Source organism: Rhodococcus sp. NPDC006774 (assembly GCF_040636045.1).
In the GTDB taxonomy this organism is placed as follows: domain Bacteria; phylum Actinomycetota; class Actinomycetes; order Mycobacteriales; family Mycobacteriaceae; genus Rhodococcoides.
On sequence record NZ_JBEYIW010000001.1, the window covers coordinates 183,894 to 210,114 of the forward strand.

At 65.8% G+C, this 26,221-nt stretch carries 29 protein-coding genes; 8 read left to right on the forward strand and 21 right to left on the reverse strand.

What is annotated here, in order from left to right; all coding sequences use genetic code 11:
- Positions 1–15: 15 nt before the first annotated feature.
- Positions 16–2,475 carry an aminopeptidase N gene (gene pepN, locus ABZ677_RS00910; protein WP_358366258.1) on the forward strand — a complete coding sequence of 820 codons (2,460 nt, stop codon included), beginning with the start codon at positions 16–18 and terminating at the stop codon, positions 2,473–2,475.
- 5 nt (positions 2,476–2,480) lie between these two features.
- Positions 2,481–2,792: a hypothetical protein gene (locus ABZ677_RS00915; protein WP_037188675.1), complete on the forward strand. Its 312-nt coding sequence runs from the start codon at positions 2,481–2,483 to the stop codon at positions 2,790–2,792.
- Between the two features lie 6 nt (positions 2,793–2,798).
- Here ABZ677_RS00915 and ABZ677_RS00920 read toward each other — a convergent pair whose 3' ends face one another.
- Together ABZ677_RS00920 and ABZ677_RS00925 are read right to left on the reverse strand one after the other, a co-directional pair.
- The gene (locus ABZ677_RS00920) at positions 2,799–3,881 is read right to left on the reverse strand and encodes a PLP-dependent cysteine synthase family protein (protein WP_037187023.1); all 1,083 of its coding nucleotides are present in this window, start codon (positions 3,879–3,881) and stop codon (positions 2,799–2,801) included.
- Complete coding sequence (locus ABZ677_RS00925; protein WP_082323524.1) at positions 3,878–4,231, reverse strand: DUF4229 domain-containing protein; 354 nt, start codon at positions 4,229–4,231, stop codon at positions 3,878–3,880. Before ABZ677_RS00925 ends, ABZ677_RS00920 begins: the two co-directional genes overlap by 4 nt.
- Positions 4,232–4,429: 198 nt before the next feature.
- Here ABZ677_RS00925 and ABZ677_RS00930 point away from each other — a divergent pair, with 198 nt between their 5' ends.
- Positions 4,430–4,645, forward strand: a complete 216-nt coding sequence (locus ABZ677_RS00930) for a BldC family transcriptional regulator (protein ID WP_037187021.1) — start codon at positions 4,430–4,432, stop codon at positions 4,643–4,645.
- Positions 4,646–4,781: 136 nt separating this feature from the next.
- Positions 4,782–4,979 (forward strand): hypothetical protein, encoded by a 198-nt coding sequence (locus tag ABZ677_RS00935; RefSeq protein WP_032393904.1) that lies wholly within the window; start codon positions 4,782–4,784, stop codon positions 4,977–4,979.
- Positions 4,980–4,992: 13 nt separating this feature from the next.
- On the opposite strand, the gene ABZ677_RS00940 is transcribed toward ABZ677_RS00935, so the two are convergent.
- From ABZ677_RS00940 to ABZ677_RS00975, 8 genes are all read right to left on the reverse strand, one after another.
- Positions 4,993–6,003: a MinD/ParA family protein gene (locus ABZ677_RS00940; protein ID WP_358366505.1), complete on the reverse strand. Its 1,011-nt coding sequence runs from the start codon at positions 6,001–6,003 to the stop codon at positions 4,993–4,995.
- A gap of 940 nt (positions 6,004–6,943) precedes the next feature.
- Positions 6,944–7,909, reverse strand: coding sequence for a c-type cytochrome biogenesis protein CcsB (gene ccsB, locus ABZ677_RS00945; RefSeq protein ID WP_037187018.1), 966 nt, complete (start codon positions 7,907–7,909; stop codon positions 6,944–6,946).
- Positions 7,910–7,912: 3 nt separating this feature from the next.
- Positions 7,913–9,532, reverse strand: a complete 1,620-nt coding sequence (locus ABZ677_RS00950) for a cytochrome c biogenesis protein ResB (protein ID WP_037187015.1) — start codon at positions 9,530–9,532, stop codon at positions 7,913–7,915.
- Positions 9,529–10,338, reverse strand: a complete 810-nt coding sequence (locus ABZ677_RS00955) for a cytochrome c biogenesis CcdA family protein (protein ID WP_037188672.1) — start codon at positions 10,336–10,338, stop codon at positions 9,529–9,531. The genes ABZ677_RS00950 and ABZ677_RS00955 overlap by 4 nt, the downstream gene beginning before the upstream one ends.
- Before the next feature lie 8 nt (positions 10,339–10,346).
- The gene (locus ABZ677_RS00960; protein ID WP_358366259.1) at positions 10,347–10,943 is read right to left on the reverse strand and encodes a TlpA disulfide reductase family protein; all 597 of its coding nucleotides are present in this window, start codon (positions 10,941–10,943) and stop codon (positions 10,347–10,349) included.
- Entirely contained in the window at positions 10,936–11,598 is a 663-nt protein-coding gene (locus ABZ677_RS00965; RefSeq protein WP_094632714.1) for a histidine phosphatase family protein, read from the reverse strand. Before ABZ677_RS00965 ends, ABZ677_RS00960 begins: the two co-directional genes overlap by 8 nt.
- A 53-nt stretch (positions 11,599–11,651) precedes the next feature.
- The gene (gene hemL, locus ABZ677_RS00970) at positions 11,652–12,971 is read right to left on the reverse strand and encodes a glutamate-1-semialdehyde 2,1-aminomutase (RefSeq protein WP_094632713.1); all 1,320 of its coding nucleotides are present in this window, start codon (positions 12,969–12,971) and stop codon (positions 11,652–11,654) included.
- A 68-nt stretch (positions 12,972–13,039) separates the two neighbouring features.
- A complete protein-coding gene (locus ABZ677_RS00975; protein WP_358366260.1) occupies positions 13,040–13,474 on the reverse strand; it encodes a DUF1707 domain-containing protein in 435 nt (144 codons plus the stop codon).
- A 76-nt stretch (positions 13,475–13,550) separates the two neighbouring features.
- On the opposite strand from ABZ677_RS00975, the gene ABZ677_RS00980 reads away from it, so the two are divergent.
- Entirely contained in the window at positions 13,551–14,084 is a 534-nt protein-coding gene (locus tag ABZ677_RS00980) for a pyridoxamine 5'-phosphate oxidase family protein (protein ID WP_358366261.1), read from the forward strand.
- Here the strand turns inward: ABZ677_RS00980 and ABZ677_RS00985 are convergent.
- The 4 genes from ABZ677_RS00985 to ABZ677_RS01000 are packed head-to-tail and all read right to left on the reverse strand — an operon-like array spanning position 14,081 to position 17,817.
- Entirely contained in the window at positions 14,081–14,632 is a 552-nt protein-coding gene (locus ABZ677_RS00985; protein ID WP_358366262.1) for a hypothetical protein, read from the reverse strand. The genes ABZ677_RS00980 and ABZ677_RS00985 overlap by 4 nt on opposite strands.
- 54 nt (positions 14,633–14,686) lie before the next feature.
- Positions 14,687–15,376, reverse strand: coding sequence for a dethiobiotin synthase (gene bioD / locus ABZ677_RS00990; RefSeq protein WP_358366263.1), 690 nt, complete (start codon positions 15,374–15,376; stop codon positions 14,687–14,689).
- Positions 15,373–16,506, reverse strand: a complete 1,134-nt coding sequence (locus tag ABZ677_RS00995; protein ID WP_358366264.1) for an 8-amino-7-oxononanoate synthase — start codon at positions 16,504–16,506, stop codon at positions 15,373–15,375. The genes bioD and ABZ677_RS00995 overlap by 4 nt, the downstream gene beginning before the upstream one ends.
- 24 nt (positions 16,507–16,530) lie before the next feature.
- Positions 16,531–17,817 carry an adenosylmethionine--8-amino-7-oxononanoate transaminase gene (locus tag ABZ677_RS01000; RefSeq protein ID WP_358366508.1) on the reverse strand — a complete coding sequence of 429 codons (1,287 nt, stop codon included), beginning with the start codon at positions 17,815–17,817 and terminating at the stop codon, positions 16,531–16,533.
- Between the two features lie 72 nt (positions 17,818–17,889).
- On the opposite strand from ABZ677_RS01000, the gene ABZ677_RS01005 reads away from it, so the two are divergent.
- Genes ABZ677_RS01005 through ABZ677_RS01015 form a run of 3 tightly spaced genes read left to right on the forward strand, consistent with a single transcriptional unit; the run spans position 17,890 to position 21,497 of the window.
- Positions 17,890–19,233, forward strand: a complete 1,344-nt coding sequence (locus ABZ677_RS01005; RefSeq protein ID WP_358366265.1) for a serine hydrolase — start codon at positions 17,890–17,892, stop codon at positions 19,231–19,233.
- 46 nt (positions 19,234–19,279) lie between these two features.
- Positions 19,280–19,486, forward strand: coding sequence for a hypothetical protein (locus ABZ677_RS01010; RefSeq protein WP_037186995.1), 207 nt, complete (start codon positions 19,280–19,282; stop codon positions 19,484–19,486).
- Between the two features lie 43 nt (positions 19,487–19,529).
- The gene (locus ABZ677_RS01015; protein ID WP_358366266.1) at positions 19,530–21,497 is read left to right on the forward strand and encodes an acyl-CoA dehydrogenase; all 1,968 of its coding nucleotides are present in this window, start codon (positions 19,530–19,532) and stop codon (positions 21,495–21,497) included.
- 13 nt (positions 21,498–21,510) lie between these two features.
- Here ABZ677_RS01015 and ABZ677_RS01020 read toward each other — a convergent pair whose 3' ends face one another.
- From ABZ677_RS01020 to ABZ677_RS01050, 7 genes are all read right to left on the reverse strand, one after another.
- Positions 21,511–22,308 carry a cyclase family protein gene (locus ABZ677_RS01020; RefSeq protein ID WP_358366267.1) on the reverse strand — a complete coding sequence of 266 codons (798 nt, stop codon included), beginning with the start codon at positions 22,306–22,308 and terminating at the stop codon, positions 21,511–21,513.
- Positions 22,308–23,483, reverse strand: coding sequence for a PQQ-dependent sugar dehydrogenase (locus tag ABZ677_RS01025; protein WP_358366268.1), 1,176 nt, complete (start codon positions 23,481–23,483; stop codon positions 22,308–22,310). Before ABZ677_RS01025 ends, ABZ677_RS01020 begins: the two co-directional genes overlap by 1 nt.
- A gap of 163 nt (positions 23,484–23,646) precedes the next feature.
- Positions 23,647–24,864 carry a PQQ-dependent sugar dehydrogenase gene (locus tag ABZ677_RS01030; protein ID WP_358366269.1) on the reverse strand — a complete coding sequence of 406 codons (1,218 nt, stop codon included), beginning with the start codon at positions 24,862–24,864 and terminating at the stop codon, positions 23,647–23,649.
- Positions 24,865–24,952: 88 nt separating this feature from the next.
- The gene (locus tag ABZ677_RS01035) at positions 24,953–25,156 is read right to left on the reverse strand and encodes a heavy-metal-associated domain-containing protein (RefSeq protein ID WP_037186980.1); all 204 of its coding nucleotides are present in this window, start codon (positions 25,154–25,156) and stop codon (positions 24,953–24,955) included.
- Positions 25,157–25,177: 21 nt separating this feature from the next.
- Positions 25,178–25,459 (reverse strand): metal-sensitive transcriptional regulator, encoded by a 282-nt coding sequence (locus ABZ677_RS01040; RefSeq protein ID WP_037188667.1) that lies wholly within the window; start codon positions 25,457–25,459, stop codon positions 25,178–25,180.
- A gap of 35 nt (positions 25,460–25,494) precedes the next feature.
- A complete protein-coding gene (locus ABZ677_RS01045; RefSeq protein ID WP_358366270.1) occupies positions 25,495–25,728 on the reverse strand; it encodes a hypothetical protein in 234 nt (77 codons plus the stop codon).
- Positions 25,725–26,213, reverse strand: coding sequence for a hypothetical protein (locus ABZ677_RS01050; RefSeq protein WP_037188665.1), 489 nt, complete (start codon positions 26,211–26,213; stop codon positions 25,725–25,727). The genes ABZ677_RS01045 and ABZ677_RS01050 overlap by 4 nt, the downstream gene beginning before the upstream one ends.
- Between the last annotated feature and the right edge of the window lie 8 nt (positions 26,214–26,221).

Genomic DNA, 26,221 nt, shown 5'->3' on the forward strand with positions numbered 1-26,221 from the left:
CATAGGGTTGGTTCGGTGAGCACCGCGAATCTGACCCGGACCGAAACTCGTAGGCGATCGCGCCACATCAGCGGGGTGAATTACCGCGTTCACCTGGATCTTCTACGCGCAGAGGATGCGGACCTCGACACTTTCGAGACCGTGACAACCATCGAATTCGACGCGACCACGGCTGCGACATGGGTGGATTTCATCGGTGCAGCAGTCGACGAAGTCACCGTGAACGGCATCGACACGGCGGTCGATTACGACGGCTCACGGATTCAACTGGTCGGGCTCGCCGAGCACAACATCGTCCGGATTCGTGCGCAGGGACGGTACAGCCGGTCGGGTGAAGGACTACATCGGTTCGTCGATCCCGTCGACGACAACGTCTACCTCTACACGCAGTACGAACCGGCCGATGCACGCCGGGTGTTCGCGAACTTCGAGCAACCGGACCTCAAAGCCCCATTCACTCTGACGGTCACGGCTCCACCGACGTGGACCGTGCTGTCGAACCGCGCGGGAGTCACCGCCGACACGGTCACCACCTTCGCGCCGACCCTGCCGATCTCGACCTACATCACCGCAGTTGCGGCCGGTCCGTATCACCGGGTCCAATCATCCTGGACGCGAGGCGAACTCACCGTCCCCCTCGGTGCCTACTGCCGGGCGTCTCTCGCCGAGTACTTCGACGCCGAGGACATCTTCGACACCACGAAGCGGGGCCTCGACTTCTTCCACGACAAGTTCGACTACCCGTACCCGTTCGGAAAGTACGACCAGATCTTCGTCCCCGAGTACAACCTCGGCGCGATGGAGAATCCCGGCCTCGTCACGTTCACCGAATCGTACGTATTCCGTTCTGCGGCAACCGAAGCTCAGTACGAGGCCCGCGCAAACACGATTCTCCACGAGATGGCGCACATGTGGTTCGGCGACCTCGTCACGATGCAGTGGTGGGATGACCTGTGGCTCAAGGAATCCTTCGCGGACTTCATGGGTGCGTACGCGTCGGCCGAGGCCACCCGATTCACCGATGCCTGGGTCAGCTTCGCCAATCGGCGGAAAGCGTGGGCGTACCTGCAGGATCAGCTCCCGACCACCCACCCGATCGTCGCGGACATCACCGACCTCGAGGCCGCGAAGCTCAACTTCGACGGCATCACCTACGCCAAGGGGGCGAGTGTCCTCAAACAACTCGGAGCGTTCGTGGGTGCAGACGCCTTCTTCGCAGCGTCCCGCACCTACTTCCGCACCCATGCTTTCGGGAACACCACACTGACCGATCTGCTGAGCGACATGTCCACCGCGAGCGGACGCGACCTCGACACCTGGGCTGCAGCATGGCTGCAGACCACCGGTGTCTCCACGCTCAGTTACACCGGCGATGCCGTCGAGCAGACAGATCCGCGGCCTCACCGAATTGCCGTCGGGCTCTACGACCTCGACGAGGCCGGGAATCTGACGAGAACCGACCGTCGAGAGCTCGACATCACCGAGGCACGAACGCCGGTCGACTTTCCCGATGCCGCGCTGGTTCTGCTCAACGACGACGACCTGACGTACGCCAAGATCCGATTCGACGAGCGCTCGACTACCACCGTGCGGAACCACCTCGATCGCATCGTCGATCCTCTCGCCCGAGGCCTGGTGTGGTCGGCGCTGTGGAACTCCACCCGTGACGCCGAGCTGTCTGCACTCGAATACATCGACATTGCAACCCAATTCGCACCGAACGAACCCAAGATCGGCCTGCTGTCAGCGGTCACGGCGAACGTGGCGTACACCCTCGAGCACTACCTCCCGAAGGACCGACGGGCCGAACCGATCCGGCAGTGGCTCGAGGCGTCGTGGACGCAACTGCACGCGAGCGAGCCTGGGAGCGATACCCAGTTGGTGTGGGCGCGAGCCACTGCGGCCGCAGCCCAACTCGACGGCTCCCGCGCAGCCGACTTGCGCGCACTTCTCGACGGCACGGCTACGGTGTCGGGCCTACGTCTCGATCCCGACCAGCGCTGGTCGTTCTGGTTGGCCCTGGCCGCAACAGGGAACGCGACCTCGGCCGAGCTCGACGCAGAGCTGGCCTCCGACGACACCTCGTCGGGACGTACCGCGCACACCGCAGCGTCGACGGCGATACCCGATGCCGAGGTCAAAGCGAGGGCGTGGACTGCGATCACCGAGCGCGACGATGCGTCCAACGATGTTCTCGACGCCTTCATCACCGGCTTCGGAGCGGGGCACCGACCGGACCTGACCCAGCCTTACGACAACCGGTACTTCGAGTCCATCTCCTCGTTGTGGACCTCGCGCAGCATCGAGATCGCCAGGCGAATCGTCGTCCGCCTGTTCCCGCAGCAGTCGTCGACGGAGGCCGCGGACAGCTGGATCGCCGAGCACGAATGGGCACCGGCGGCCCTGCGGCGCTTGGTGATCGAGCAACGAGACCACTTGGCGAGGAGCCTGCGGGTGCAGGCGCGGCTAGGGTGATGACCATGCTCACCACCGACTCTCGTCGCTCACTTGCCACGTCCGCACTCGCTGCCGGAGGTCTGCTCGGCGGCTTCGCCGTTGCCCGGAAGTCGCAGAATCGTCAGCTCGGCGGAGCGGTTCTGGCAGCCGTCGGCGTGGCATGTACGACTCGGTGGCAGAAGTCTTCCGGTTCGACCCGCGCCGGTGTGCTGCTCGGGACCTACCTCGTTGCGTTCGGTGCTTCGCACCCGCTGGCCAAGAAGATCGGTGCCTGGCCGGCGGTCGGGGCGGTGTCCGCTGCAACTGCGGCGGCATCGATGGCGGTGAGCAAGTAGCTCGCCTCAGAGCACCCCGGTACGAATGAACTGTTCGAGGGCTGCGGTCGGTTCGTCGAGATCCATCCCCTGGTTCGAGACCCAGGTGTCGTCGAAGTAGGTCTGCGAATACCGATCTCCGCCGTCGCACAGCAGCGTCACCACACTGCCACTGCGGCCTGCGGCGATCATCTCCGCGATCAATCCGAAGGCACCCCAGATGTTGGTGCCCGTCGAACCGCCCACCCGTTTGCCGAGTGCGTCCGAGGTGAATCGTGCCGCGGCCACGGAGGCGGCGTCGGGCACTGCGATCATGCGATCGATCACCTGGCCGACGAACGAGGGTTCCACGCGCGGTCGGCCGATGCCCTCGATCCGGGAGGACAGTCCTGTCTCGTAGCCCGCGTCTCCGGACTCGTAGCCGCCGATGAACGCCGAATTCTCGGGGTCCACCACTGCCAACTGCGTTGCATGCCTGCGATATCGGATGTAGCGGCCGATGGTGGCGCTGGTTCCTCCGGTCCCCGCGCCGACGACCACCCAGTCGGGAATGGGGCATTCCTCGAGCCGAAGTTGGTCGAAGATGGACTCCGCGATGTTGTTGTTTCCGCGCCAGTCGGTGGCCCGTTCGGCGTGCGTGAACTGGTCCATGTAGTGACTGTCGGGCTCGGCCGCGAGTCGATGCGCCTCGGTGTACATCTCGCCGGGCCGATCGACGAAGTGACACCTTCCGCCGTGGGACTCGATGAGTGCGACCTTGGCCGGGCTGGTGCTCCGTGGCATCACGGCGACGAACTTCAGTCCGAGCAGTCCGGCGAAATACGCTTCACTGACGGCAGTGGAGCCCGACGATGCCTCGATCACCGTGGTGCGTTCGGTGACCCAGCCGTTGCAGATTGCGTACAGAAAGAGCGACCGAGCCAGCCGATGCTTCAGGCTGCCGGTGATGTGCGTCGACTCGTCCTTGAGGTACAGCGAGATTCCCCAGGCTGCGGGGAGGGGGTATCGCAGCAGGTGCGTGTCGGCGCTGCGCTGGGAATCGGCCTCGATCAACCGGACCGCGTTGTCGACCCATGCCCGTGATCCGGAGTGATCGACCGACCTGGTCATTTCTTGCCGTCTTCACCGCGCAGCTTCGACTGCAGGTCCGCGCGGGCGGCGCGCCTGTCCTCGTCGACGGCTGCGATGGATTCGTTCACGCGGATGCGCATGTTCTTGAACAAGAGCAGCGACAGTGGCAGCGAGATCAGCACCGAGAAAATCGCGGCCACGAGCACCGGAACTTCGACGCCGAAGAGTAAACCGACGCCGACGATGACGGCGGCGATCACGATGACGAGCGCCAGTCGCGCGAAGGTGTAGACACCGAGGTTGACGGCGAGAGACTTCTTCGCCGACCTACCTGGCGCGACATTTTCGCTGGTCGGATCGTTGCTGTCGGCATTCGTCGCGTCACTCACGGGTCCCAATCTACCGGGCTCGGCCGGTGCTCCGACCCACCCCCGGCATGACCGATTTGTCCATTACCTCCCCTTTACCAACCTTGTATCAGTCGAGTACCTAGGGGTTCGAGTGCAACCATGGGGATCGAACGCAGCAGACCGATATCTCCGGTTCGACGCATATGCGCCGAACCGAATCGTAGGAGGACACGACAGATGAGCGCACCCACATTCCACAAGGCTCAGGACTCACTTCTCACGCCGGGTCAGGTAGCCGCGCTTTTTCACGTCGATCCCAAGACGGTGACACGCTGGGCACACGCCGGCCGCCTCGGATCGCTCCGCACTCCGGGCGGGCACCGTCGATTCCGTGAGACCGAGGTCATGCAACTGCTGACCTCTCTGACGACGGAGGCCGGCGCACACCACTGATTCACAAGTCCCGGAGAGCGAACCGCGCGCGGTAGCCGCACCCTGACGAACTCATCGAACATTCTCAGGAATCTTCGACGCTCGACGGGTGCGGGGGCCGTTGCATCACGGCTACCCTCGTAGTAGGAGGTGCGTCGTGATCTATCTATTGGCGTTGATCGGCTTGGTGGCAGTGATCGTGCTGTTCTGGAAGGCATTCGGACCCAGCACCCAGGCTCCACCGACCCGCACTGTCGGACCCGATGACGATCCCGATTTTCTGTGGCGAATCAACCGTGAAGCTCGCCGCGGAGGGAAAGACGGGACCGAGGCCGGTACCGAACCCAGTGAGTAAGGTCCGGTAGTTCTCAGTTGCGGTGGGAAGCGGTGGGTGCCTCGGGGAATCCTGCCGCTACCGCCGCCGCGACTTCCAACAGTGCCTTTCGTGTGCGACCACGAAGACGATCGAGTTCGATTTCCGCCCCCTCCTCGAGATGCGGGTCGAACGGGATCGTCCGCACCCGAGCGCACCGCTGCTCGAAGTGTTCGACAACTTTGTGCAGGTCGACTTTTCCGGCTCTCGGCCGAACCCCGTTGACCACCGCAACCGATTTGGCGACCAGTTCGCGGTAGCCGTGCGCATCCAGCCAATCCAACGTTGCCGATGCACTCCGTACGCCGTCCACCGAGGCCGAGCTGACCACCACCAGAGTGTCGGTTCCCTGGAGAATGCTCTCCATGGCCGAGTGCATCAGACCGGTGCCGCAGTCCGTGATGACGATGCTGTAGAACTTCTCCAACAGCGACGCGGCGCGATCGTAATCCTCACCGCTGAACGCCTCCGAAGCCGCCGGATCCGAATCGGATGCCAGTACTTCCAGCCGATGCACATTCTGCGACGTGTAGGCCCTGACGTCGCTGTAGCGGTCCAGAGACTGTATGTCGCGCAACAGGTTACGAACGGTGGCGGTCGTCTCTGGCGGTACCTTCTGCCCCAGCGTTCCACGATCGGGGTTGGCATCGATAGCGATCACCCGATCACCTCGAATCTCGGCGAACGTCGAGCCGAGTGTGGCCGTCGTCGTGGTCTTACCGACACCCCCCTTCAGCGACAGCACCGCGACGCGATAACACCCGGCAAGGGGCCGATCCACCTGCGCGGTCAAAGCCAGGCGTCGCTGCTGGGTGGCACTGTTACCCACATCCAGACGACCACGGGACATCGAATACAGCGCCCGACGCCACCCCGACACCGGTGGCGCATTCCCTGATCGGACGAGCAACGAACTGCCGAGGTCGAGCGAGGACACCTGCTGCGGGACCAGGTGCTCACCCGTCCGACTCGGGTCAATGGCCGGCATCGCTCCTGGCGCGACCATCAACGCGTCGCCCGGGCCATGCCCAAGCGGCTGAGGCTGGCTCGGATGTGTCTGATGTTGATGCTGATGCTGCGGTTGCGGCCACTGACCGGGCTGAGGCCCCCACTGATTCTGGGCGTTCCACTGATTCTGGGGATTCCATTGCCCCTCCGGCGCGAACTGCCCATGCTGGTTCTGCGGTACCCAATTGTTCTGCGCCCCAGCTTGATTCTGCGACCCACCGAAATTCTGCGCCCCACCGAAATTCTGCGGAGCCCAATGGTTCTGAGACACCGGGTTCTGAGACACCGGGACCTGCGGCGGGGGCGGTCCCGATACGACGGGCGGGCTTAGGATCTGCCCGGCTTCGGGCGGTGAGGGTGCAGGAATTGGTTTCACGGGGGTCTTCGGCGGTGCCACGGGCGTCGACGGTGTTGCCGTTGCGGTCTTGCCTACTTCGGCCGGGGTCGCGGCGACCGCGGCCTCCTTCGCCGGTGCAGACCCGTCCTTCGGTTGGGCAGCGGATTCGGCGGCCCTCGGTGCAGGAACCGGCGGCGGTGTCGGCGCGGGCTCGGGCTGCGATACGGGCGGATTGTCGACGCTTTCGGGCGGCATGGTGATGGGGGTCGATCGAAATGGCTCTCGCTGCGCCGCGGCCTTGGCCTCCGGCTCGGCTACGGCGGCGGTTGCGCCGGCCGCCAGATCGGATCGAACGGGAGGTGTCGCCGGCAGGGGCACGTGTTCTTCGGGGACGTCGTCGTCCAGTGGCCGGACGGGTTGCCAGTTGTTCTCGTGCCGATCGGCCATGACCGATTCCCCCCAGTTCGCGTCCCACATCGAAGATCCGTGCTCGGATGTGTCCCCCATCGAGCCGGATCGGACGCTACCAGCTGTCAGGCGAGAGTGGAGCCCGCGGAACGACCCGAAGGTTCAGGAGTGGAGCTTGTGAACGAGGAGAAGGTCAGTTCAGTCCCGCGTAGCTGTGCAGTCCCGAGACCACCATGTTGATGATGAAGAGGTTGAAGAGCATGGCGGTGAATCCTGCGATGTTGATCCAGGCGGCGCGGGTGTTGCGCCATCCGGAGGTGGCGCGGGCGTGCAGGTAGGCGGCGTAGATGATCCAGGTGATGAACGACATCGTCTCTTTGGGATCCCAGCCCCAGAAACGTCCCCATGCGGCTTCGGCCCAGATTGCGCCGAGGATGACGCCGGCTCCGAAGAGCGGGAAGGCGACGATGGTCGTCTTGTAGGCGAGTCGGTCGAGGGCTTGGGCGTCGGGCAGCTTGGAGGCGAACTTGCCCCAGAATCCCAGGCTTTCCTCACCGAGGGGCTGCTTGATGCGCAGCAGGAACAGCAGGGAGGCGACGCCGGAGACCAGCAGAATGCCGCTGCCGACGCTGACGATGGTGACGTGGATGGGCAGCCAGTACGAGCGCAGCGCGGGCACGACCGGAGCGGCGTCTGCGTAGAGCTTGGTGGCGGCGAAGAACATCAGCACGATGATCGGCGCGAGGACGAATACGAGCATCGGGCGCATCGTCTTCTTGCGCAGCGCGACCACCGAGGTGAGGGCCGCGGCTGCGGTGGCCATGGTGACGAACTCGTACATGTTGCCGAGTGGGAAGCGGTGGGTGGCGAAGCCGCGGAGCACCACCGAGGCGATGTGCAGTGCGAGGGCCGGGGCGAGCAGTGCGAAGCCCATGCCTGCGAGTCGATCGGAGAGCGGTCGCTTCGGCGTTTCCACGACGCGTCCCGGTCGGCTGTCGGCAACGGGGGCACCGGCACCGACGAGTTCCTTGGCCTGGACGGCCGTCGCCTTGGCGGAGGCGTACTGGGCGATGAGCAGGACGAATGCGAGCACGTAGATGGTGAACGCTGATTCGAAGGACCAGTCGCTGTACTGCGAGAGGGTCTCGTTGATCGGCATCGGTCAGTTCTCCTGTTTCGAGGTGTCGCCGAGCAGGCGGGTGCACAGGCGGTCGAACTCTTCGCCCCACCCCGCCTGATCGGTGCGTGCAAGTCCGCCGAGGTCTACTACAGTACGTCGTGCCTGGGCGTCGGCCGTGAGTCGGACCCAGATTCTGCGACGCTTGATCACCAGTGAGACGAGCAGTCCGCCCATCATCGTGAGTGCGAAGACGAGCACCCAGGTCTGCGCGGGGTCGTGCGAGACCTGAAGGTTGACGAATTCCTTCGCTCCGTCGAACGTGACGACGGTGCCGTCGCTCAGCGTCGCGGATTCTCCCGGCATCAGGTTGACGCGGTCCTGTTTGACGAGGCGTCCCTGGGCGATCATTTCCTGGTCGAGCGAGAAGATGGACTGCGGCAGTCCGGTGTCGAGTCCGGTGTCACCCTTGTAGATGTCGATGGCGACGGCTGGGTCGTTCATGGCGGGGAAGCTCGACGACAGCAGACTGCCGTGGAACGACGCCGTCGGCGCGAACAGCCCTTCGATGGCGATCTGGTTCTTCCGGCGGTCCAGGGGGTCGGTGTAGAGGCCGCCGGGCGGGTCGACGCGCAGCACTCCGCTGGAGAGGAACGTCGTGGCGTCCGTCGGCTGCCATTGGATGGTGTCGGTGCGGGTTTCGCCGTTGGGGAACGTCACGGTGAAGGTCGGTGCGTAGCCGTGGCCCTGCAGGTAGACGCGGTCCCCTGCCACACGCAGTGGGTGATTGACCTGAAGTTGGTCGTCGCGCCAGACGTTGTCGGTCAGGTCCTGACCTGCCTGGTACTCGATGTTGGAGGTGAACATCTCGGCCTGGCCGTTGTCGAGGTAGTCGGCCGTGAAGTCCTTGACGCGCACGCACAGTGGTTCGAGGTCGGTGCCGTCGACGAGGTTGCCTGCGCGGAACGAGTCGTAGTTCGCCGGGGTCGAGGTGCAGAAGCCTGGGCCGTCGTCGGCGATGACGATGCGGTTGCCCTCGTAGCCGAGCAGCTTGCCCATGGCGATGGCGGCGAGCAGTCCGACGAGCGAGAGGTGGAAGACGAGGTTGCCGAGTTCACGGACGTAGCCCTTCTCCGCCGACAGCGTCACTGCTCCGCCGTCTTCGGTTCGCTGGGCGACGCGCCAGCCGCGCAACTGAGTGCGCACCTGTGCGGCGATCTCCTCCGGCGTTCCGTCGACGTCGTAGCGGGTGTGGTGCGGAAGGCGCGAGAGGTTGCGGGGCGCGCGAACGGGCTTGGTGCGCAGCTGCTTCGCGTGCTCGATGCAGCGCGGCAGGATGCAGCCGATCAGCGAGATGAACAACAGCGCGTAGATCGCGGTGAACCAGAAACTGCCGAAGACGTCGAACAGTTCCAGCTTGTCCATGATCGGGCCGAGGGTCGGGCGGTTGGCGATGTATTCGTCGACCTTGCCCGCGTTGAGGCTGCGCTGCGGCACCAGGGCACCGGGTACCGCGGCGAAGGCCAGCAGGAACAGCAGCACCAGCGCGGTGCGCATGCTGGTCAAGCCACGCCAGGTGTTGCGGACCAGGGCCACTCCCCTGCCCAGCATCGATTGCTTGTGGGGCGGTGACGCTTCGGTGCGCTCTTCGGTGTCGGCGGTCATATCGGCAACACCACATCGGAGACGAAGGCGTCGCGCACCCAGCCGACGAACTGATCCCAGGCACCGGTGACCAGTGCAATTCCTACCGCTATCAACATGATTCCGCCGAACACCTGTATCTGTCGTGCGTGTGTACGTAGCCAGCCGACGCCTCGCAGCGCGCTGACCGAACCGAACGCGAGGATCACGAACGGTAAGCCGAGGCCGAGGCAGTAAGCCACGATGAGGACGACACCTCGCGCTGCCGTGGTGCCGTCGGTCCCTGCGGCGAGTGAGATGACGCCTGCGAGCGTCGGCCCCAGGCACGGAGTCCATCCGAGTGCGAATACGCCGCCGAGCAGAGGCGCTCCGGCCAACGAGCCGATCTGCTTCGGCTCGAAGCGCACGTCGCGCTGCAGGGCCGGGATCAGTCCGACGAACACCAGGCCCATCGCGATGGTGACGACGCCGCCGATCCGCATGAGCAGTTCGCGGTTGATCGCGAGGACGGAGATCGCTCCGAACACCGATGCGGTGGCGAGGACGAACACGACGGTGAATCCGAGTACGAACAGTCCTGCCGCTCCGGCCACGCGCAACCGGCCGCTGCGCACTTTCGTCTTCACGGCCGCCTCGTCGGCGCTGACGGCCGGGGCGTCGGCTCCGACGACTCCGGCGAGGTAAGACAGGTAACCCGGCACCAGTGGAACGACGCACGGTGATGCGAAGGAGACGAGCCCGGCCAGGACGCAGGCACCGAGGGCCAGGATCAGCGGCCCGGAGGCCGCGGCTTCCTGGAAACTCGCGCCTATCCCGGCGAGATACATCGTCTCGGTCACGGCTGCACTGGCTCCTCGGCTGCCACGCGTTCGACGACGGGTTGCAGGTCCTCGGCGAGCAGCTCACGCAGGAACACTGCCGCGACGCGATGCTGCCGGTCGAGTACAACGGTGGTCGGGATGACCGAGGTGGGGACGCCGCCGAGCGCGTTCAGGGTGCGCATCGGCGGGTCGTAGATCGACGAGTAGCTCACGTTGTTGCTGACGACGAAGTCCTGCGCGGCGGTCTGCGACTCGTCGCGCACGTTGATGCCGAGGAATTCGACGCCCAGGGACTTGGTGGCCTCGTAGACATCTTCGAGGTCGTCGGCCTCACCGCGGCACGGACCGCACCACTGACCCCAGACGTTGAGGACGACGACGTCACCGTCGTAGTCGGACAACGAGGTCGTCTTGCCCTCGGTCATCAGATCCGGCCCGGACAGTTCGCCGATGGTGCCGCGCTCGTCGGGCTCGTAGAAGATGTCGGTCTTGCCGCCGGGTGAGACGAACTGGAAGGTGCCACCCTGCGCCACTGCGTCGGTGCCGGTCGAGCAGCCCGCGACAAGAGCGATCGCAGACGCTGCACAGACGGCGACGAAAAATCTACGCACCGGAGATCCTCGGATCGGATGCTCCCGCGGGCTCGGAGTAGACGAGGTCGACGAGCTGGTCCCCCTCGTAGACCAACGAGGTCAGTGACGCGAGCCCGCACTGACGATTGCGCGGGTCGTGCCAGAGCCGGTCACCCTGCAGGAATCGGCGCAGTGTCCACACCGGCAGCTGGTGGCTGACGCAGACGGCCTCGTGCCCGACGGCTTCGACGCGGGCCGCGTTGACGGCGGCGAGCATGCGGTGCGCGATCTGCAGGTACGGCTCGCCCCAGGACGGGGTGAACGGGTCGCGTAGCTTCCACCAGTGCCGTGGTCGGCGCAGCGCTCCGTCGCCGACGGCCACGCGCAGCCCCTCGAATTCGTTGCCTGCCTCGATGAGGTTCTCGTCCTCGGCGATCGTCAGGCCATGAGCCGCGGCGATGGGTCCGGCGGTCTCCTGCGCGCGCAGGAGCGGCGATGCCACGACGTGGGTGATGTCGTGGCCGGCGAGCGCGTCCGCCACCGACTTGGCCTGAGCCTGGCCGGTCACCGACAGCTTGAAGCCCGGTAACCGCCCGTACAGGATGCCCTTGGGGTTGTGCACCTCGCCGTGTCGGAGGACGTGCACGATGGTGCGCGTCGTCGAGTGCGGATGTGCTGCGGGGGCCTCGGTCACGTCGGGGTCCTGTTTCTCGTTGGTCGGGTGGGGAAATCAGTTCTGTGTAGACGTCACAGCGGAGCCGTGGCGGCGGCCGCTGCTTTCGCGGCGGCGGGGGCTGCGTCGGCGATGATCTCGAAAGCTCGGTCGTCGAGGGCGGCGGAGACGAACCAGGCCTCGAATGCGCTCGGCGGCGGGTAGACGCCGCGCGAGAGGAAAGCGTGGAAGAACGCCGGGTATCGCCACGTCTGCGCGGCCTTGGCCTGCGCGTAATCGGTGACGGGCCCATCGGAGAAGAACACACTCACCATAGTGCCCGCGAACTGCACCTGATGGGTGACGCCTTCGGCCGTGAGGGCGTCGCCGAGCAGTGTTCCGAGTCGCTGCGAGTTGGTCTGCAGCTTCTCGTAGACGGCTGCGTCGGCCAGTTGCAGACTCGTCAATCCGGCGGCGACGGCGACGGGGTTACCGCTGAGCGTGCCTGCCTGGTACACCGGCCCGGCCGGCGCGAGGTAGGCCATCACGTCCGCTCGGCCGCCGAATGCGGCGGCAGGCAGTCCGCCGGACATCACCTTGCCGAAGGTGTAGAGGTCGCCCGCGACACCGTCGATGCCGTACCAACCGGCGGCGCTGACGCGGAATCCGGTCATCACCTCGTCCATGATCAGCAGCGCACCCTGCTCGGTCGCGAGGCGACGCAGCCCCTCGTTGAAGCCGGCGACCGGCGCAATCGCTCCCATGTTGCCTGCGGCTGCTTCGGTGATGATGCACGCGATCTGGCCGGGATTGGCCTCGAAGGCTGCGGTGACGGCGGCGAGGTCGTTGTAGGGAACGACGATGGTGTCCGACGCCTGTGCGCCGGTGACGCCGGGCGAGGTCGGCAGCCCGAAAGTGGCCAGTCCCGAGCCTGCGTCGGCCAGTAGGGCGTCGACGTGGCCGTGGTAGCAGCCGGAGAATTTGAGGATCTTGGTGCGGCCGGTGAAGCCGCGGGCCAGGCGCACTGCGCTCATGGTGGCCTCTGTGCCCGAATTCACAAGACGAACCTGGTCGACGGGGCCGACGCGGCGCACGATTTCCTCGGCGAGCTCGATTTCTCGCTCGGTGGGTGCACCGAACGACAGACCCGTTGCCGCTGCTTTCTGGACGGCCTCGACGATGGCCGGATGGGCGTGCCCATGGATCATCGGACCCCAGGACGAGATGAGGTCGACGTACGACTTTCCGTCGGCGTCGGTCATGGTGTATCCGCTGGCCTGCGTGATGAAGCGAGGTGTTCCGCCGACCGACGCGAATGCGCGTACCGGCGAGTTGACGCCGCCGGGGATCACAGCACTTGCGCGGGCGAACAGCTGGGCCGATACGGGGGCGTCGTCGCCGGGGGAAACAGTCACGTCTTCCAGTGTCCCAGGTTCGGCGAAATCACCAACTACAGGGCGTAATAATGCGCTCGACAGTGACGTCAGTCGTCGTCGGTTTTCTTGTCCTCGGGCATGAACACCATCGCGACCAGGATGATGCCCCAGATACCGAGGGGCCACAGAGGCCAATAGGAGGTCGGCTCGCCGTCGGAGATCCACTGAACAGCCCAGATTCCGTTCATGACGACGGCACCACCGAACCACCAGCGCCACTCGTCCAGATACTCTCGCCACTCGCTCGTAGTACGAGCGACATCCGTTGCAGTCGACTCCTCGGCGGTCGGCAAGTCGCTCACGACTTCGGCCAAGTCACCGCGAGTCGTCGACGCCCACACCGCGTCGAGCCTGTGTTCGTACTCGACCAACGTCAGGCGGCCCTCGCTCATCGCCAGGCCGAGTGTGGTCACGACGGCTTCACGTTCGTCGTTGCTCACGCGCAGGTCCAACCGATTGTTCTTGTCGAGGTTCTTTCCCATGCGCAGCCTTCCGGTACTCGTGTCCGTTTTATCACTTTAACGGTTGAGTGAGCTACACACCGGGTAGTTGGTTTCGATGACGAACACCAATAGAACGAACACCGACAGCTCCGCGGATGGCGTCACCACAGTCGCCGAACTGATGTCCGAAGCCGGACTCTGCATGTTCACCACCGTCGGCCGAGACGGCCACCTCATCTCTCGTCCGATGGCGCTGCAGGAAGCCGAGTTCGACGGCGACCTGTGGTTCTTCGCCGCACACGACTCTCGCAAGGTGGCCGACATCGCGGCGAATCCGACGGTCAACGTCTCGTTCCAGTCCGGCGAAGGCTGGGTGTCCCTGTCCGGCACCGCGGCCGTCGTCGAGAACCGGACGAAGGCCGAGGAACTGTGGAACACCCGGGCGGCCACGTGGTTCGAGAAGAACCCCGATTCTCGTGAGGTGGCACTGATACACGTGGCTGCCGAAGGTGCGGAGTACTGGTCGACCCCCGGATCGAAGGTCTCCAACCTGATGGCCTACGCCAAGGCCAAGATCACCAACGAGCGGCCGAATATCGGCGAACACGCGGTCGTCGAGCTCGAGCTACCGCACAATTCGACCGACTAGTTCCGCTCGTGCCGGGGTGCTGTCGGGGGCACGTCCGGATCGCCCACGACGTTCCGGTGGCCTGTGACGTGGCGGTCGTCCGTCACATTGCGGTCGCCGACGATGTCCCGGCCATCTGTTGCATTGCGGTCGCCCACGATGTCCCGGTCATCTGCGACGTGCCGGTCATCTCGCACGTTGCGATCGTTTGTCATGTTCCGGCCGTTCTTGACGTCCGGGTCGATCCGATTCGCGCGCTCGAACTGCGAGTCGACCTCGTCGCGGGACGACGCGGCAACACCCTGATGAGACTGTGCCTGCTGCGCAAGTTTCTCCGCCTCGGCGGCTTTGACGTCGGCCTCGGCCTGCGCCCGACGCGCCTTGGCCTCACTTTCGCGAGCCAGCAGCTCACGCTCCTCTACGATGGCCGCTTGATCGGCTGCCTTCTCGCGAATGTCGTTCGCTTCCAGCCTCTTTCGTTCCTTGCCTTTGCGCGCCACGATCAAGGCGACGGCAACAATCAACACTACGACGACTACTGCAACGATGATCCACACTGCGGTACTCATAATTGGAACTCCCGATCTGTTTCGAATGCCGAAGCGGCAGACGTTCCTCGTCGGTTACCCGAGTAACGAATCAGTAAACTCGCCGAAGATCGTGCGGGCGAGCGCACCGAATTCCTTCTCGTCCAACGCACCTGCACCGCCGGGCACCGATGCGATCAACTCGACGCCCGTCACGAGTGGCAACTCCTCCAGGTTGACCCGCGCCGCCAAACTCGGTTCGGTCGGCCACGACCCGATGACCAGGCCGGCACACGTCACGCCCGCTGCACGCACAGCTGCGACGGTCAGCGCGCTGTGATTGAGCGTTCCCAGCTCCGCCCCTGCCACGACCAGCATCGATGCGCCGACGGCACCGGCGATGTCGAGCACGGTGAACCCTTCGGCACCCAGGCGCACCGCCACTCCGCCCGCGCCTTCGACCAGCACGAGGTCGTGGGCCGCGTCGAGCGCGCGCACAGTGTCGACCACAGCGTCGAGTTCGAGCATCGGCCGACCCGATCGACGGGCCGCGACATCCGGAGCCAGCGGCTCGGGGTACCGCGCCAGCTCCACTCCTCGAACGCCCGAAAGGCGTTGCACCACATCGATATCGGCCTCATCGGAGTAGTCACCCCCGACGCCGGTCTGCGCCGGCTTGCACACCGCGACGGTCCGTCCGCCTGCCCGTGCTGCCGCCGCGAGTGCTGCGGTGATCACGGTCTTGCCGACGCCGGTCGACGTTCCGGTCACGAGCAGAACCGTCACCGAAGAACCGCCGCATTCAACACCGCCGCGAGGACCGACGCTGCACGGTCGACATCGGAGTCGGTGAGATCGGCGCGCGCTGTCAATCGCAGCCGAGATGCGTTCGGGGGAACCGACGGTGGCCGGAAGCATCCGACGCGGACGCCGAGCTCGAGGCAGTCCCCCGCCGCGCGCACCGCACGCTGCGCGTCGCCCAGGACCACCGGAACGACTGCCGATGCGGTCGGCTCCACTCCTGCTGCAGTGGCCAGTTGTGTTGCCCGAGCACCGATTGCGGCCACGCGATCGGGTTCGCCTCGCAGCACTGTCAGCGCGGCCGATGCCGCGCCGACGGATGCAGGGGCGAGACCGGTGTCGAACACGAACGTGCGCGCACCGTGCAGCACCTGAGTGCGAACCGCGGCCGGCCCGAGAACCACTCCACCCTGCGACCCGAGGGCCTTGGACAACGTTGCGGTGATCACCAGGTCGGGTGCCCCGGCGAGGCCTGCTTCGTGGACGGCTCCCCGTCCACCGTCCCCGCGTACGCCCAATCCGTGTGCCTCGTCGACGACGAGCACCGCGTTCCGTCTCCGACACACCGCGTACAGCTCGGCCAGTGGCGCGAGATCGCCGTCGGCGCTGAAGACCGAGTCGGTCACCACGAGGGCCCGCTGTTCGGGACGCTCGCGCAACAGCTCGTCCACATGGTCGGTGTCGCAGTGCCGAGCGACGGCCACTCGCGCCCGAGACAGGCGACAGGCGTCGATGAGCGAGGCGTGCGACGCAGCGTCGGAGATCACCAGCGCGTCTCGGCCCGCCAGTGCCGTCACGATCCCGAGGTTGGCGGTGTAGCCGGAGGAGAACACCAGTCCGGCCTCGGCTTCGACGAACTCGGCGAGATCGTCCTCGAGGCGCTCGTGTGCCGTCGTGGTACCGGTGACCAGCCGCGATCCGGTGGATCCGGCGCCCCATCGGCGCGCAGCGGCGCAGGCTCCGTCGATGACGGCCGGATGCCTGGACAGGCCGAGGTAATCGTTCGACGCCAGATCGAGGATCGTGTCCTCGGCCGTGCGGGGGATCACGATGCGCTCGAGGCCGGCTTCGCGTCGGGCGTGCGCGGTGGCGTCGAGCCAATCCAGAGCGGTCATGGCAGCACCATACTTGAACGCTGTTCAAGTACCGTCGCGCGCCACCGCCACCAGTGCATCGGCGATGGCAGAGACCTCCGCGCCGGTGCAGATGAACGGCGGCATCGCGTACACCAGACGGCCGAACGGCCGCAGCCACACCCCTGCGTCGACGGCGGCTGCCGTGGCCCGTGCCATGTCCACCGGGCTGCGCATCTCGACCACGCCGATGCCGCCGAGAACGCGAACGTCGGCAACTCCCGGCAGAGACCGGGCCGGTGCGAGGCCGTCGGCCAGCCCCGATGCCAGAGCTGCGACCTCGGTGCGCCAGTCGCGCGAGAGCAGCAATTCCACCGACGCCACCGCGATCGCGCACGCCAGCGGATTACCCATGAACGTCGGCCCGTGCATCAGGCCCCCGGCCTCACCGCCCGAGACCGTCTCGGCCACCTCGGTGGTGCACAGCGTCGCCGCCAAGGTCAGATATCCGCCCGTCAACGCCTTGCCTACGCACATGATGTCGGGCGCGACTCCGGCGTGGTCGGCGGCGAACAACTCTCCGGTCCGACCGAACCCGGTTGCAATCTCGTCGAAGATCAGCAGCACGCCGTACTCGTCGGCCAGGCGGCGCAGTTCCGCGAGATAGCGCTCGTCGTGGAACCGCATCCCGCCCGCCCCCTGGACGATCGGCTCGACGATGATCGCCGCCAGTTCGCTCGCGTGCTCGCGGAGTACCCGCTCGAATTCGGCGACGTAGCCGGCGTCGAACTCCGTGGGCGGAGCCGCAGCGAACACCTGCTTCGCGAGCACATCGGTCCACAGCGTGTGCATCCCGCCGTCCGGATCGCACACGCTCATCGGAGCGAACGTGTCTCCGTGGTACCCGCCGCGCCAGGTCAGCAGACGAGTGCGACCGTTCTCGCCGCGTCCGCGCCAGTACTGCAACGCCATCTTCACCGCGACCTCCACCGAGACCGATCCGGAATCGGCGAGGAACACCTTGTCGAGCCCCGCGGGGGTGATGTCGACCAACAACTCGGCCAACCGGGCCGCCGGAGCGTGTGTCAGTCCGCCGAACATGACGTGGCTCATCCGGCCCAGCTGATCGTGCGCGGCGGCGTCGAGCACCGGATGCCGGTAGCCGTGCACCGCCGCCCACCACGAGCTCATCCCGTCGATGAGTTGCCTGCCGTCGGCCAACGTCAGCCGCACTCCCGACGCACTGTCGACCACCAGCGGCGTCGCACCCGCCGGAAACCGACTGTAGGGGTGCCAGAGATGATCGGAGTCGATTCGACGGACGTCTTCGGAAGTCAGCACGCCAGAGCACACTGCCACAGCACCCGACCGGCCGTACCGAGACTGGACGGGTGGCGAAATGTCCGAATCCACTAGCATCGCAGCATGACGACGCGCACCGTGACGAGACTCGTAGGGGTGGTCGTGGCCGCAACTCTGACGCTGACCGCCTGCGGGGGCACGTCCGCAGCGCCCGTACCCACCACGACCGCTCCGGACTTCGCCGTCGACACCTCCACTCCCGTGGGCGCACTCAACGAACGCATCCTGCGGTGGATCAACGCCGAGAACGCACCCGACCCTGCCGAGGTCGAGGCAGTCACCGGCCCCGAGCTGGCCGAGGCCGTCGCACCGCTGGGCGGGCTCGCCACCCCACTCGAACAGTTGCGCGGCGGCGCGCCGAACGTGGCGACGAGCTTCGAGGCCGGTCCGAACTCCGGCATTCTGCACTTCACCACCGCGGGCATCCCGGCCACGATCACGACGTCGATCGATGCCGACGGCAAGCTCGACGGCTTCCTGGCCCGGCCGGACACTCCCACGGTCTCGTCGTTCGACGATCTGGACGCGGCACTGTCGAAGGTGGCTCCGAACTACTCCTACAGCGCGTCACGGCTCAACGGCGGTGACTGCGAGTCGATCTACTCCATTAACGCGGACTCGGTGCTTCCACTCGGGTCGGTGTTCAAGCTGTACGTCCTCGGCGCACTCACCGACGAGATCGAGGCAGACACCGTCCGGTGGGACGAACAGCTCACCATTCGTGACGAGACCAAGAGCGCGCCGTCCGGCGAACTGCAGAATCTGCCCGACGGCACGAAGGTGTCGGTCCGCGACGCGGCCGAGAAGATGATCTCGTTGTCCGACAACACCGCCACGGATCTGCTGATGGATCGCCTCGGCCGCGAGCGGGTCGAACGTCAACTCGGAGTCATGGGGCATCACGATCCGTCGGTGATGACACCGATGATGGACACTCGGCAGTTCTTCGTCATCGGATTCGGCGATCCGAACATGCGGGCCGAGTGGTCGGGCGCAGACCCCGACTCCCGGGCCGAACTGCTCGAGCAGGCGGACGCGAGGCCGCTCGAGATCGACTTCGAGAACTTCCTCGACAACCCGGCGTCGGCCGACGGGGTCGAGTGGTTCGCCAACGCGCAGGACGTCTGTGCCGCGATGGGTTACCTGGCGACGAGTGATGCGGCCGAGGAGAACCGTCGCATCCTGGCGATCACCCCGGGCATCCAGCTCGACGCGGCGCTGTGGCCGTATTCGGGGTTCAAGGGCGGCAGCGCGCCCGGCGATCTGGCGGGCGCGTTCCTGGCCACCGATGCGTCCGGTCAGGACTGGATCGTCACCGAACAATTCCAGGCCGACGGAGCGATCGATCTGATCCCGTCCAGCTATGCGTTCCTCGTTGCTCAGGAGGCGTTCGCGCTCCTGAAGTAGGTGTGATTTGTAACATCGATGTTACTGCTGCATTACACTCGCGGTCGTGGAGGCACAACACGAACCAGCCCAGCACGCCTGGCCGTCGGGCTTCAAGGAGTTCCTGGTCAGCGAATTCACCGACTTCAGCCCCCTGGTGAACAGGGCGCTGGAGGACAACTGTGCGTCGCTGTTCCACGACGGTCCGTACGCGAAAACGGGCTTCTGGCGCAACTGCAGAGCGGTGTTCAGAGAATTCGTCTGGCCGGTCTGACTTTCCGGCCCTCACGCGCGGCGGCAAAAGGTTACCGTCGAGTATGGCAACCACAACGGATCACCTTCGGAACACTCTGGACGGCCGCTGGCGAGATGTGAAGAACCAGGCGCGTCAGCAACTTGCACGCGACGAGTTCCGTCCGCACTACACGCCGAACACCGTCATCGCCCGCACGAAGGCAATGGAGCAGCTCAAGTTGCTCGCCGCTGCCGGTGCAGCCGACAACGGCTTCAAGAAGGAACACGGCGGCACCGGCGACGTCGGCGCAGCGGTGACGATGATCGAGATGCTCGCGATGAGCGACCTGTCGCTGATGGTCAAGGCCGGCGTCCAGTGGGGACTGTTCGGTGGTGCCATCGAGAACCTCGGCACCGAACGCCATCACGAGGCCTACGTCCCCAAGATCATCAGCCTCGATCTGCTCGGCTGCTTCGCCATGACCGAGACCGGACACGGCAGCGACGTGCAGTCGCTCGAGACCACGGCCACGTACGACCCGGAGACGGACGAGTTCGTCATCAACTCCCCGACGCCGTCCTCGCGCAAGGACTACATCGGCGGCGCCGCCGAAACCGCGACCGTCGCCGCCGTGTTCGCACAGCTCATCACCGCAGGCCCGGGCGAGGAGCCCGAGGGTCACGGCGTGCACTGCTTCTTCGTTCCGCTCCGCGACGAGAACGGTGACGATCTGCCCGGTGTCACCACCTCGGACTGCCAGTACAAGGGTGGTCTACCCGGCGTCGACAACGGCCGCCTCATGTTCGATCACGTCCGCATCCCGCGCGACAACTTGCTCAACAAGTACGCCGACGTGTCCGCCGACGGTACGTACTCCTCTCCCATCGAGAACAAGTCTCGACGGTTCTTCACGATGCTCGGCACGTTGATCCGCGGCCGCGTCACGGTCGGCGGCAGTGCCGCCGCTGCCGCCCGCGTCGCCCTCGACATCGCGACGCGATATGCGTTGCAGCGCAGGCAGTTCGCCGCACCCGATTCCGATCAGGAGGTCCTGATCATGGACTACCTGGTTCATCAGCGTCGACTGTTCCCGCTCATCGCCAAGTCCTACGCCCTGCAGTTCGCACAGAACGAGCTCGTGTCGAAGATGCACGAGCTGCAGACCGCGGACAACCCCGACGCCGAGGAGCAGCGGGAGCTCGAGTCCAGAGCGGCAGGCCTCAAGGCCGCGAACACCTGGCATGCGACCGCCGCGATCCAGGAAGCCCGCGAAGCATGCGGCGGCGCAGGCTATCTCGCCGAGAACCGATTGATCTCCCTCAAGGCCGACACCGATGTGTTCACCACGTTCGAGGGCGACAATCACGTGCTCACGCAGCTGGTCGCCAAGGAGCTGCTCACCGCGTACGCGGACGACGTCAAGTCCATGAGCCCGGTCGAATGGGTCAAGTTCGCCGCCGACATGGTGGGCGACCGCGTCGTCAAACGCACTGCGGCCCAAGCGATCATGCAGACAATCCTCGATCGGCGCCAGGACAACGAGGAGGAGGGGTCGCTGTTCAACCGCGGCACCCAGGTCAAGATGTTCGAGGATCGCGAGGAGTACCTGCTCTCCACCGTCGCACGCCGGCTGCAGTCCAAGTCCAAGGAGACCAGCCCGTTCGAGGCGTTCAACGCGGTGCAGGATCACGTGCTTCATGCCGCGAGCGCGCACATCGACCGCATCATCTTCGAGGCGTTCATCGCCGGTATCGAATCGTGTGAGGATGCCGCCACCAAGGATCTGCTCGACGAGGTCTGCGACCTGTACGCGCTGTCGGTGATCGAGGCGGACAAGGCCTGGTTCATCGAGCACCGCTACCTGTCCACCGAGCGATCCAAGGCCGTCACGCGCGCCATCAACGAACGGTGCCGCACCCTGCGTCCGCACGCCGAACTGCTCGTCGACGGCTTCGGAATTCCCGACGCATTGGTCGGTGCCGCGATGCTCGGCGAGCCCGGTGCGGGAAGCGAGGAAGAGCCGGCCTCGAACCCCAGCCACGCGCACTGACGCGTAGCCGGGTTCAGCCGGGAACTATCGCGAAGACCCGGCAGGGACCGCCGGTCGCGCCCGCGTGCTTCGGTGCGCCGACGACGACCGTCGCCCCTGCCGGGGGCACCGCCTCCAAATTCGCGAGCGCTTCGACTCCGTAGCGGCCTGCCCCGAGAACCGCTGTGTGAGCGGGGTATTCGCGGTCGTTCATCCGGTCGAGGCTGAGCGTGTCGACCCCGATTCCGACGATGTTGCGCTCGTGCACCAACATCTGCGCCGCCTCGCCGCCGAAGCCTGGAGCAGCAGGCTCGGCGAGCCTGTTCTGCCAGCGACTGTGCATCACCACCAACGCGCGGTCCGGAATCCGGCCGTGCTCACGCTCCCATTGCGCGATGTCCTCGATCGTCACCACGGCGTCCGGATCCGACGCGGCCCTGGCCGAGATGTCCACCACGACCAGCGGGGCGATCAGATCCTCCAGCGGCAGGACATCGGCCGTCACGCCGCCACGGACACGGTGCGCCGGGGCATCGATGTGCGTGCCCGTGTGCTCCCAATACGAGAGCTTGTTCACCAGGAAGCCGCCCAACTCGTAGGCGGCGACCGGCCGCATCGAGAACGGTTCGTTGCCCGGCCACACCGGAAACGTCGGGCTCAGGGTGTGTGTCAGGTCGATCAGTCGGCCCGCCGGAATGGCCGACGCGACAACCGGTTCGGCGCGCACGGCTCCGGCCGTCGCAACGGTCAACGCGGCGGCCCCCAACGACCCGAACAGCGCCCTACGGCCGATTCTGCGGTGAACGGTCTCGACGACCTCGGGGCCGCACATCAGTCGGCAGCGGGGGTGACGAGCAGAACCTTGTCGTTCGATCCGTTGTCGGTGGTCAGCAGGAAAGCCCCGTCGTCGCCGAAGCTGGTGAGCGAGCGCAGTCGACCGTAGGAACCCACCAGGGCGTCGGCCTCGTCGACGTACTCCGTCCCGTCCTCGGAGAGCTTGAGAAACACGAGCTTCTCGTCCTGCTGACTCGATATCACCGCGGCTCCGTTCCAGGAGCCCCATCCCGCGCCGTTCGCGAAGGTCAGACCGGGCGTGGCGATGGCGGGACTGCCCGAGCTCCATACTGCTGCGAGCGCACCGGGCACACGAGTGGGATCGGTCATCGGCACCGACTCGTCGTAGATGAACGGAAGTCGATCGGGGCGGTATCCGTAGTTGCCGCCGGGCACCAGCAGGTTCAGCTCGTCGTCTCGGCTCGTCCCCTGCTCCACCTCGTAGATCTGATCGGTGCCGGGACGAATCGCCAAGCCCTGCACGTTTCGATGTCCCAGAGTAAAGATGCGATCCGGTGATCCCGTGGCCGCCGAACCGTCGGCATCGATGTGCAGAACCTTGCCGCCCAACGAGTTCCGATCCTGCGGAACCGTCGGCGACGCCGTGTCTCCGGTCCCGACGTACAGGGTGCCGTCGGGATGAGCCAGGATGCGGCAGCCACCGTGACGCCCGCCGTCGGCGACAGGAATGTCGTCGACGAGGGTGCCGGTGCGCGTGAGAGCGGTCCACTCCGGGTCGACGGTCCACGACAGGACGGCGATGTGGTTGTCGCTGCCACCGCCGGCACTGCCGGTTCCCGCGCTACCGGTGCCGCCTCCGGAGCCCTGCACGCCCTGGCAGGTGTAGATGGTTCTGGATGCGGCGAAATCCGTCGCGAGCGCGATGCCCATGAGGCCCGTTTCACCGGACGCGTAGAGGTCATCGAGGTCGGCGGCGAGCTCGCGGGTGGCACCGTCGACGTCACGGATCACGAACCGCCCGGAACGCTCGCCCGTCAGCACCGTTCCGTCGGGCGCGACCACCGCATCCCACGGCTTCGCGAGTCCGTCGAGCACTGTGGTGACCGTCAGATCGGGGAGAGGATCGGCCTGCGCCGTCGCGGTAGTGGTACCGGCGAGCGTCAGGAAGACGCTGGCGGCGATAACTCCGGAACTGGACACCAGCTTGTTCATCCACACTCCTGACGACGATCGACGACCGGTCCGATATGACCGATATCACATGATCTTAAACACACTCCAGAGGATGCTTGCCGACTCACGATGCAATTCGGTGCCGGGCTGCAGAACGAGTCCACCGTGATCCCAGCTCACCCACAGTGACGGCAACCTCGGGTCAGCCGACCTCGGGCGTGACGAGCAGTACCTGATCGTCGGATCCGTTGTCGGTGGTGAGCAGGAAGCCGCCGTCGCTTCCGAAGGGGGTCAGCGAGCGCAGCCTGCCGTAGGTGCCGTCCAGTGCCTCCGCCTCGGCGACGTACTCGGTTCCATCTACCGACAATGCCAGGAAGACGAGCTTCTCGCCCTGCTGGCTCGAGATCACCGCGGCACCGTTCCAGGAGCCCCACTGCTCACCGTCGGTGAACGTGACGTCGGGGGTGGCGATGGTCGGATCACCCGAACTCCACACTGCAGGCAGGGCACCGGGAACCCGATCGGGGTCGGTCATGGGGACCGATTCGTCGTAGACCGACGGGCGTCGATCGGGGCGATAACCGTAGTTGCCGCCCGGCACCAGCAGGTTCAGCTCGTCGTCTCGGCTCGTCCCCTGCTCCACCTCGAAGATCTGATCGGTTCCGGGACGGATCGCCAGTCCCTGCACATTGCGATGACCGAGAGTGAAGATGCGATCCGGTGCGTCGGCTGCGGCGGTGCCGTCGGCGTTGACGTGTAACACCTTGCCGCCCAGTGAGTTTCGATCCTGAGGAACACCGGGGCTCGCAGTGTCCCCGGTGCCGATGTACAGCGTGCCGTCGGGATGAGCCAGGATGCGGCAGCCACCGTGACGCCCGCCGTCGGCGACGGGAATGTCGTCGACGAGAGTGCCGGTCCTCGTCAGGGCCGTCCACCCCGGATCGACGGTCCACGACACGACGGCAATGCTGTTCTCGCCGCTGCCTTGGCGCCCCTGGCAGGTGAACACGGTTCGAGAGGACTCGAAATCGGTAGCCAGTGCGATACCCATGAGCCCGGTCTCACCGGCGGCGTAGAGATCGCCGAGGTCCGCGCTCAGTTCACGCTGGACTCCTGCGGAGTCGCGGATGACGAACCGGCCGGAGCGCTCTCCGGTCAGCACCGTGCCATCGGGAGCAACCACCACGTCCCAGGGTTTGTCGAGGCCATCGAGCACGGTGGTGACCGACAGGTTCGGCAGCGGCCCGTCGGGCGCGCCCGGGGAGGGAGCAGCTTCGGAAGAAGAGCCCGGCGACGACGAGGCCGCGGGCGACTCGGTCGACTCTGCACTACCTCCCTGTCCGGTGGTGTCCGTCGAACAGGCCGCTACCAGGGCGACGCCGATGGCGATGACCGCTGCGCCGGTGACCGGTTTCTTCACGAGCGCTCCTGACGATGTTCGGTAAGTCCCATTCTTCCGGTATCACCGTTTTCGCGACTTCCGAACCACCGACAGAGCGCAGTCGTGCTCAGGACACCAGTCGGTACCCGGCTTCGACGACCGCAGCGTCCACCGTCGCGGTATCGAGCTTCGAGTCGCTGCTCACCACGACCGCACCGGAATCCACATCGACGTCGACGCCGGTGACTCCCGAGATCTCCGATACTTCTTCTTTCACCGACGCCGCGCAATGCCCGCACGTCATGCCCTCGACCGAATATGTCGTCTGCATCCGAAATCTTCCCCTCTTCCGTCAGGAACGAACCAGGCGCGCGATGGCCTCGGACGCCTCTTTCACTTTCGCGTCCGCCTCGGGTCCGCCCTGCCTCGCGGCCTCGACGACGCATCCGGCGAGGTGGGCGTCGAGGAGCTTCAACGAGACCGATTGCAGAGCCTTGGTCGCTGCGGACACCTGGGTCAGGACGTCGATGCAATAGCGGTCGTCTGCGACCATTCTCGAAATCCCGGCCACTTGGCCCTCGATACGACGCAATCGCTTCAGCAGGTCGTCCTGCTCGGCGCTGTAGCTGCTCATAACGCCCAGCATACCCCTACCCGGTAGGGGGTGCGCTACTTCGACGCGAGTCGACGAACGCCGTCGACCATCAGCAGTCCGGCCACGATGACGGCCAGAGCGGCCAGCGCGATCCAGGAGCCCGAGTAGAACGTCCCTGAATACGCCGGGGACACATCGGGAACCGCGGGAAACTCGGTGGTGCGCACGCCCGCGTTCCAGCACGCCACAGCTCCGATCACCGCGAGCAGAGCACATGCCAGCTCCGCCCACCCGAGGGACTTCCTCACAGGTACTCCCGCTTCGCCGTTTCGAGGGCCGCACGCAACCCGTCGTCGTCCTTCGCCCACGCCTGCACCAGTCCGCCGCCCACCAGACGCAGCCCGATGCCGTGACGCTTGCGCGGTACACCCGACAGCTCCCCGAGTACCCGCGCGGTCTCCCACTTCTTCGGCTCGTAGTCACCGTCGGCGTACTCCGCAGGCGGCAGGATGTCGTCTATCTCGTCCAGATCGACGGTCTCGGTTCCCTGCCTGAGCCGACGCGTGGTGAGTTCGACGCTCACGTGCATCCGCGCGGCACGCAGCTGGACGTATGTGAGACCGACGAGGATCAGCGAGAACAGTGCGAGGGCGAACCAGTGGATCACCGGGCCGGATGCGAGTTCGACCGCGAGGACCACGAGGCAGAACACCGGCCCCCACGCCAACATGCGCCACCGACCCCCGGGCTCGTGGAAGAGCACGGGATCGTCGATGGGAGTCTCGCTGTTCATGTCACTGT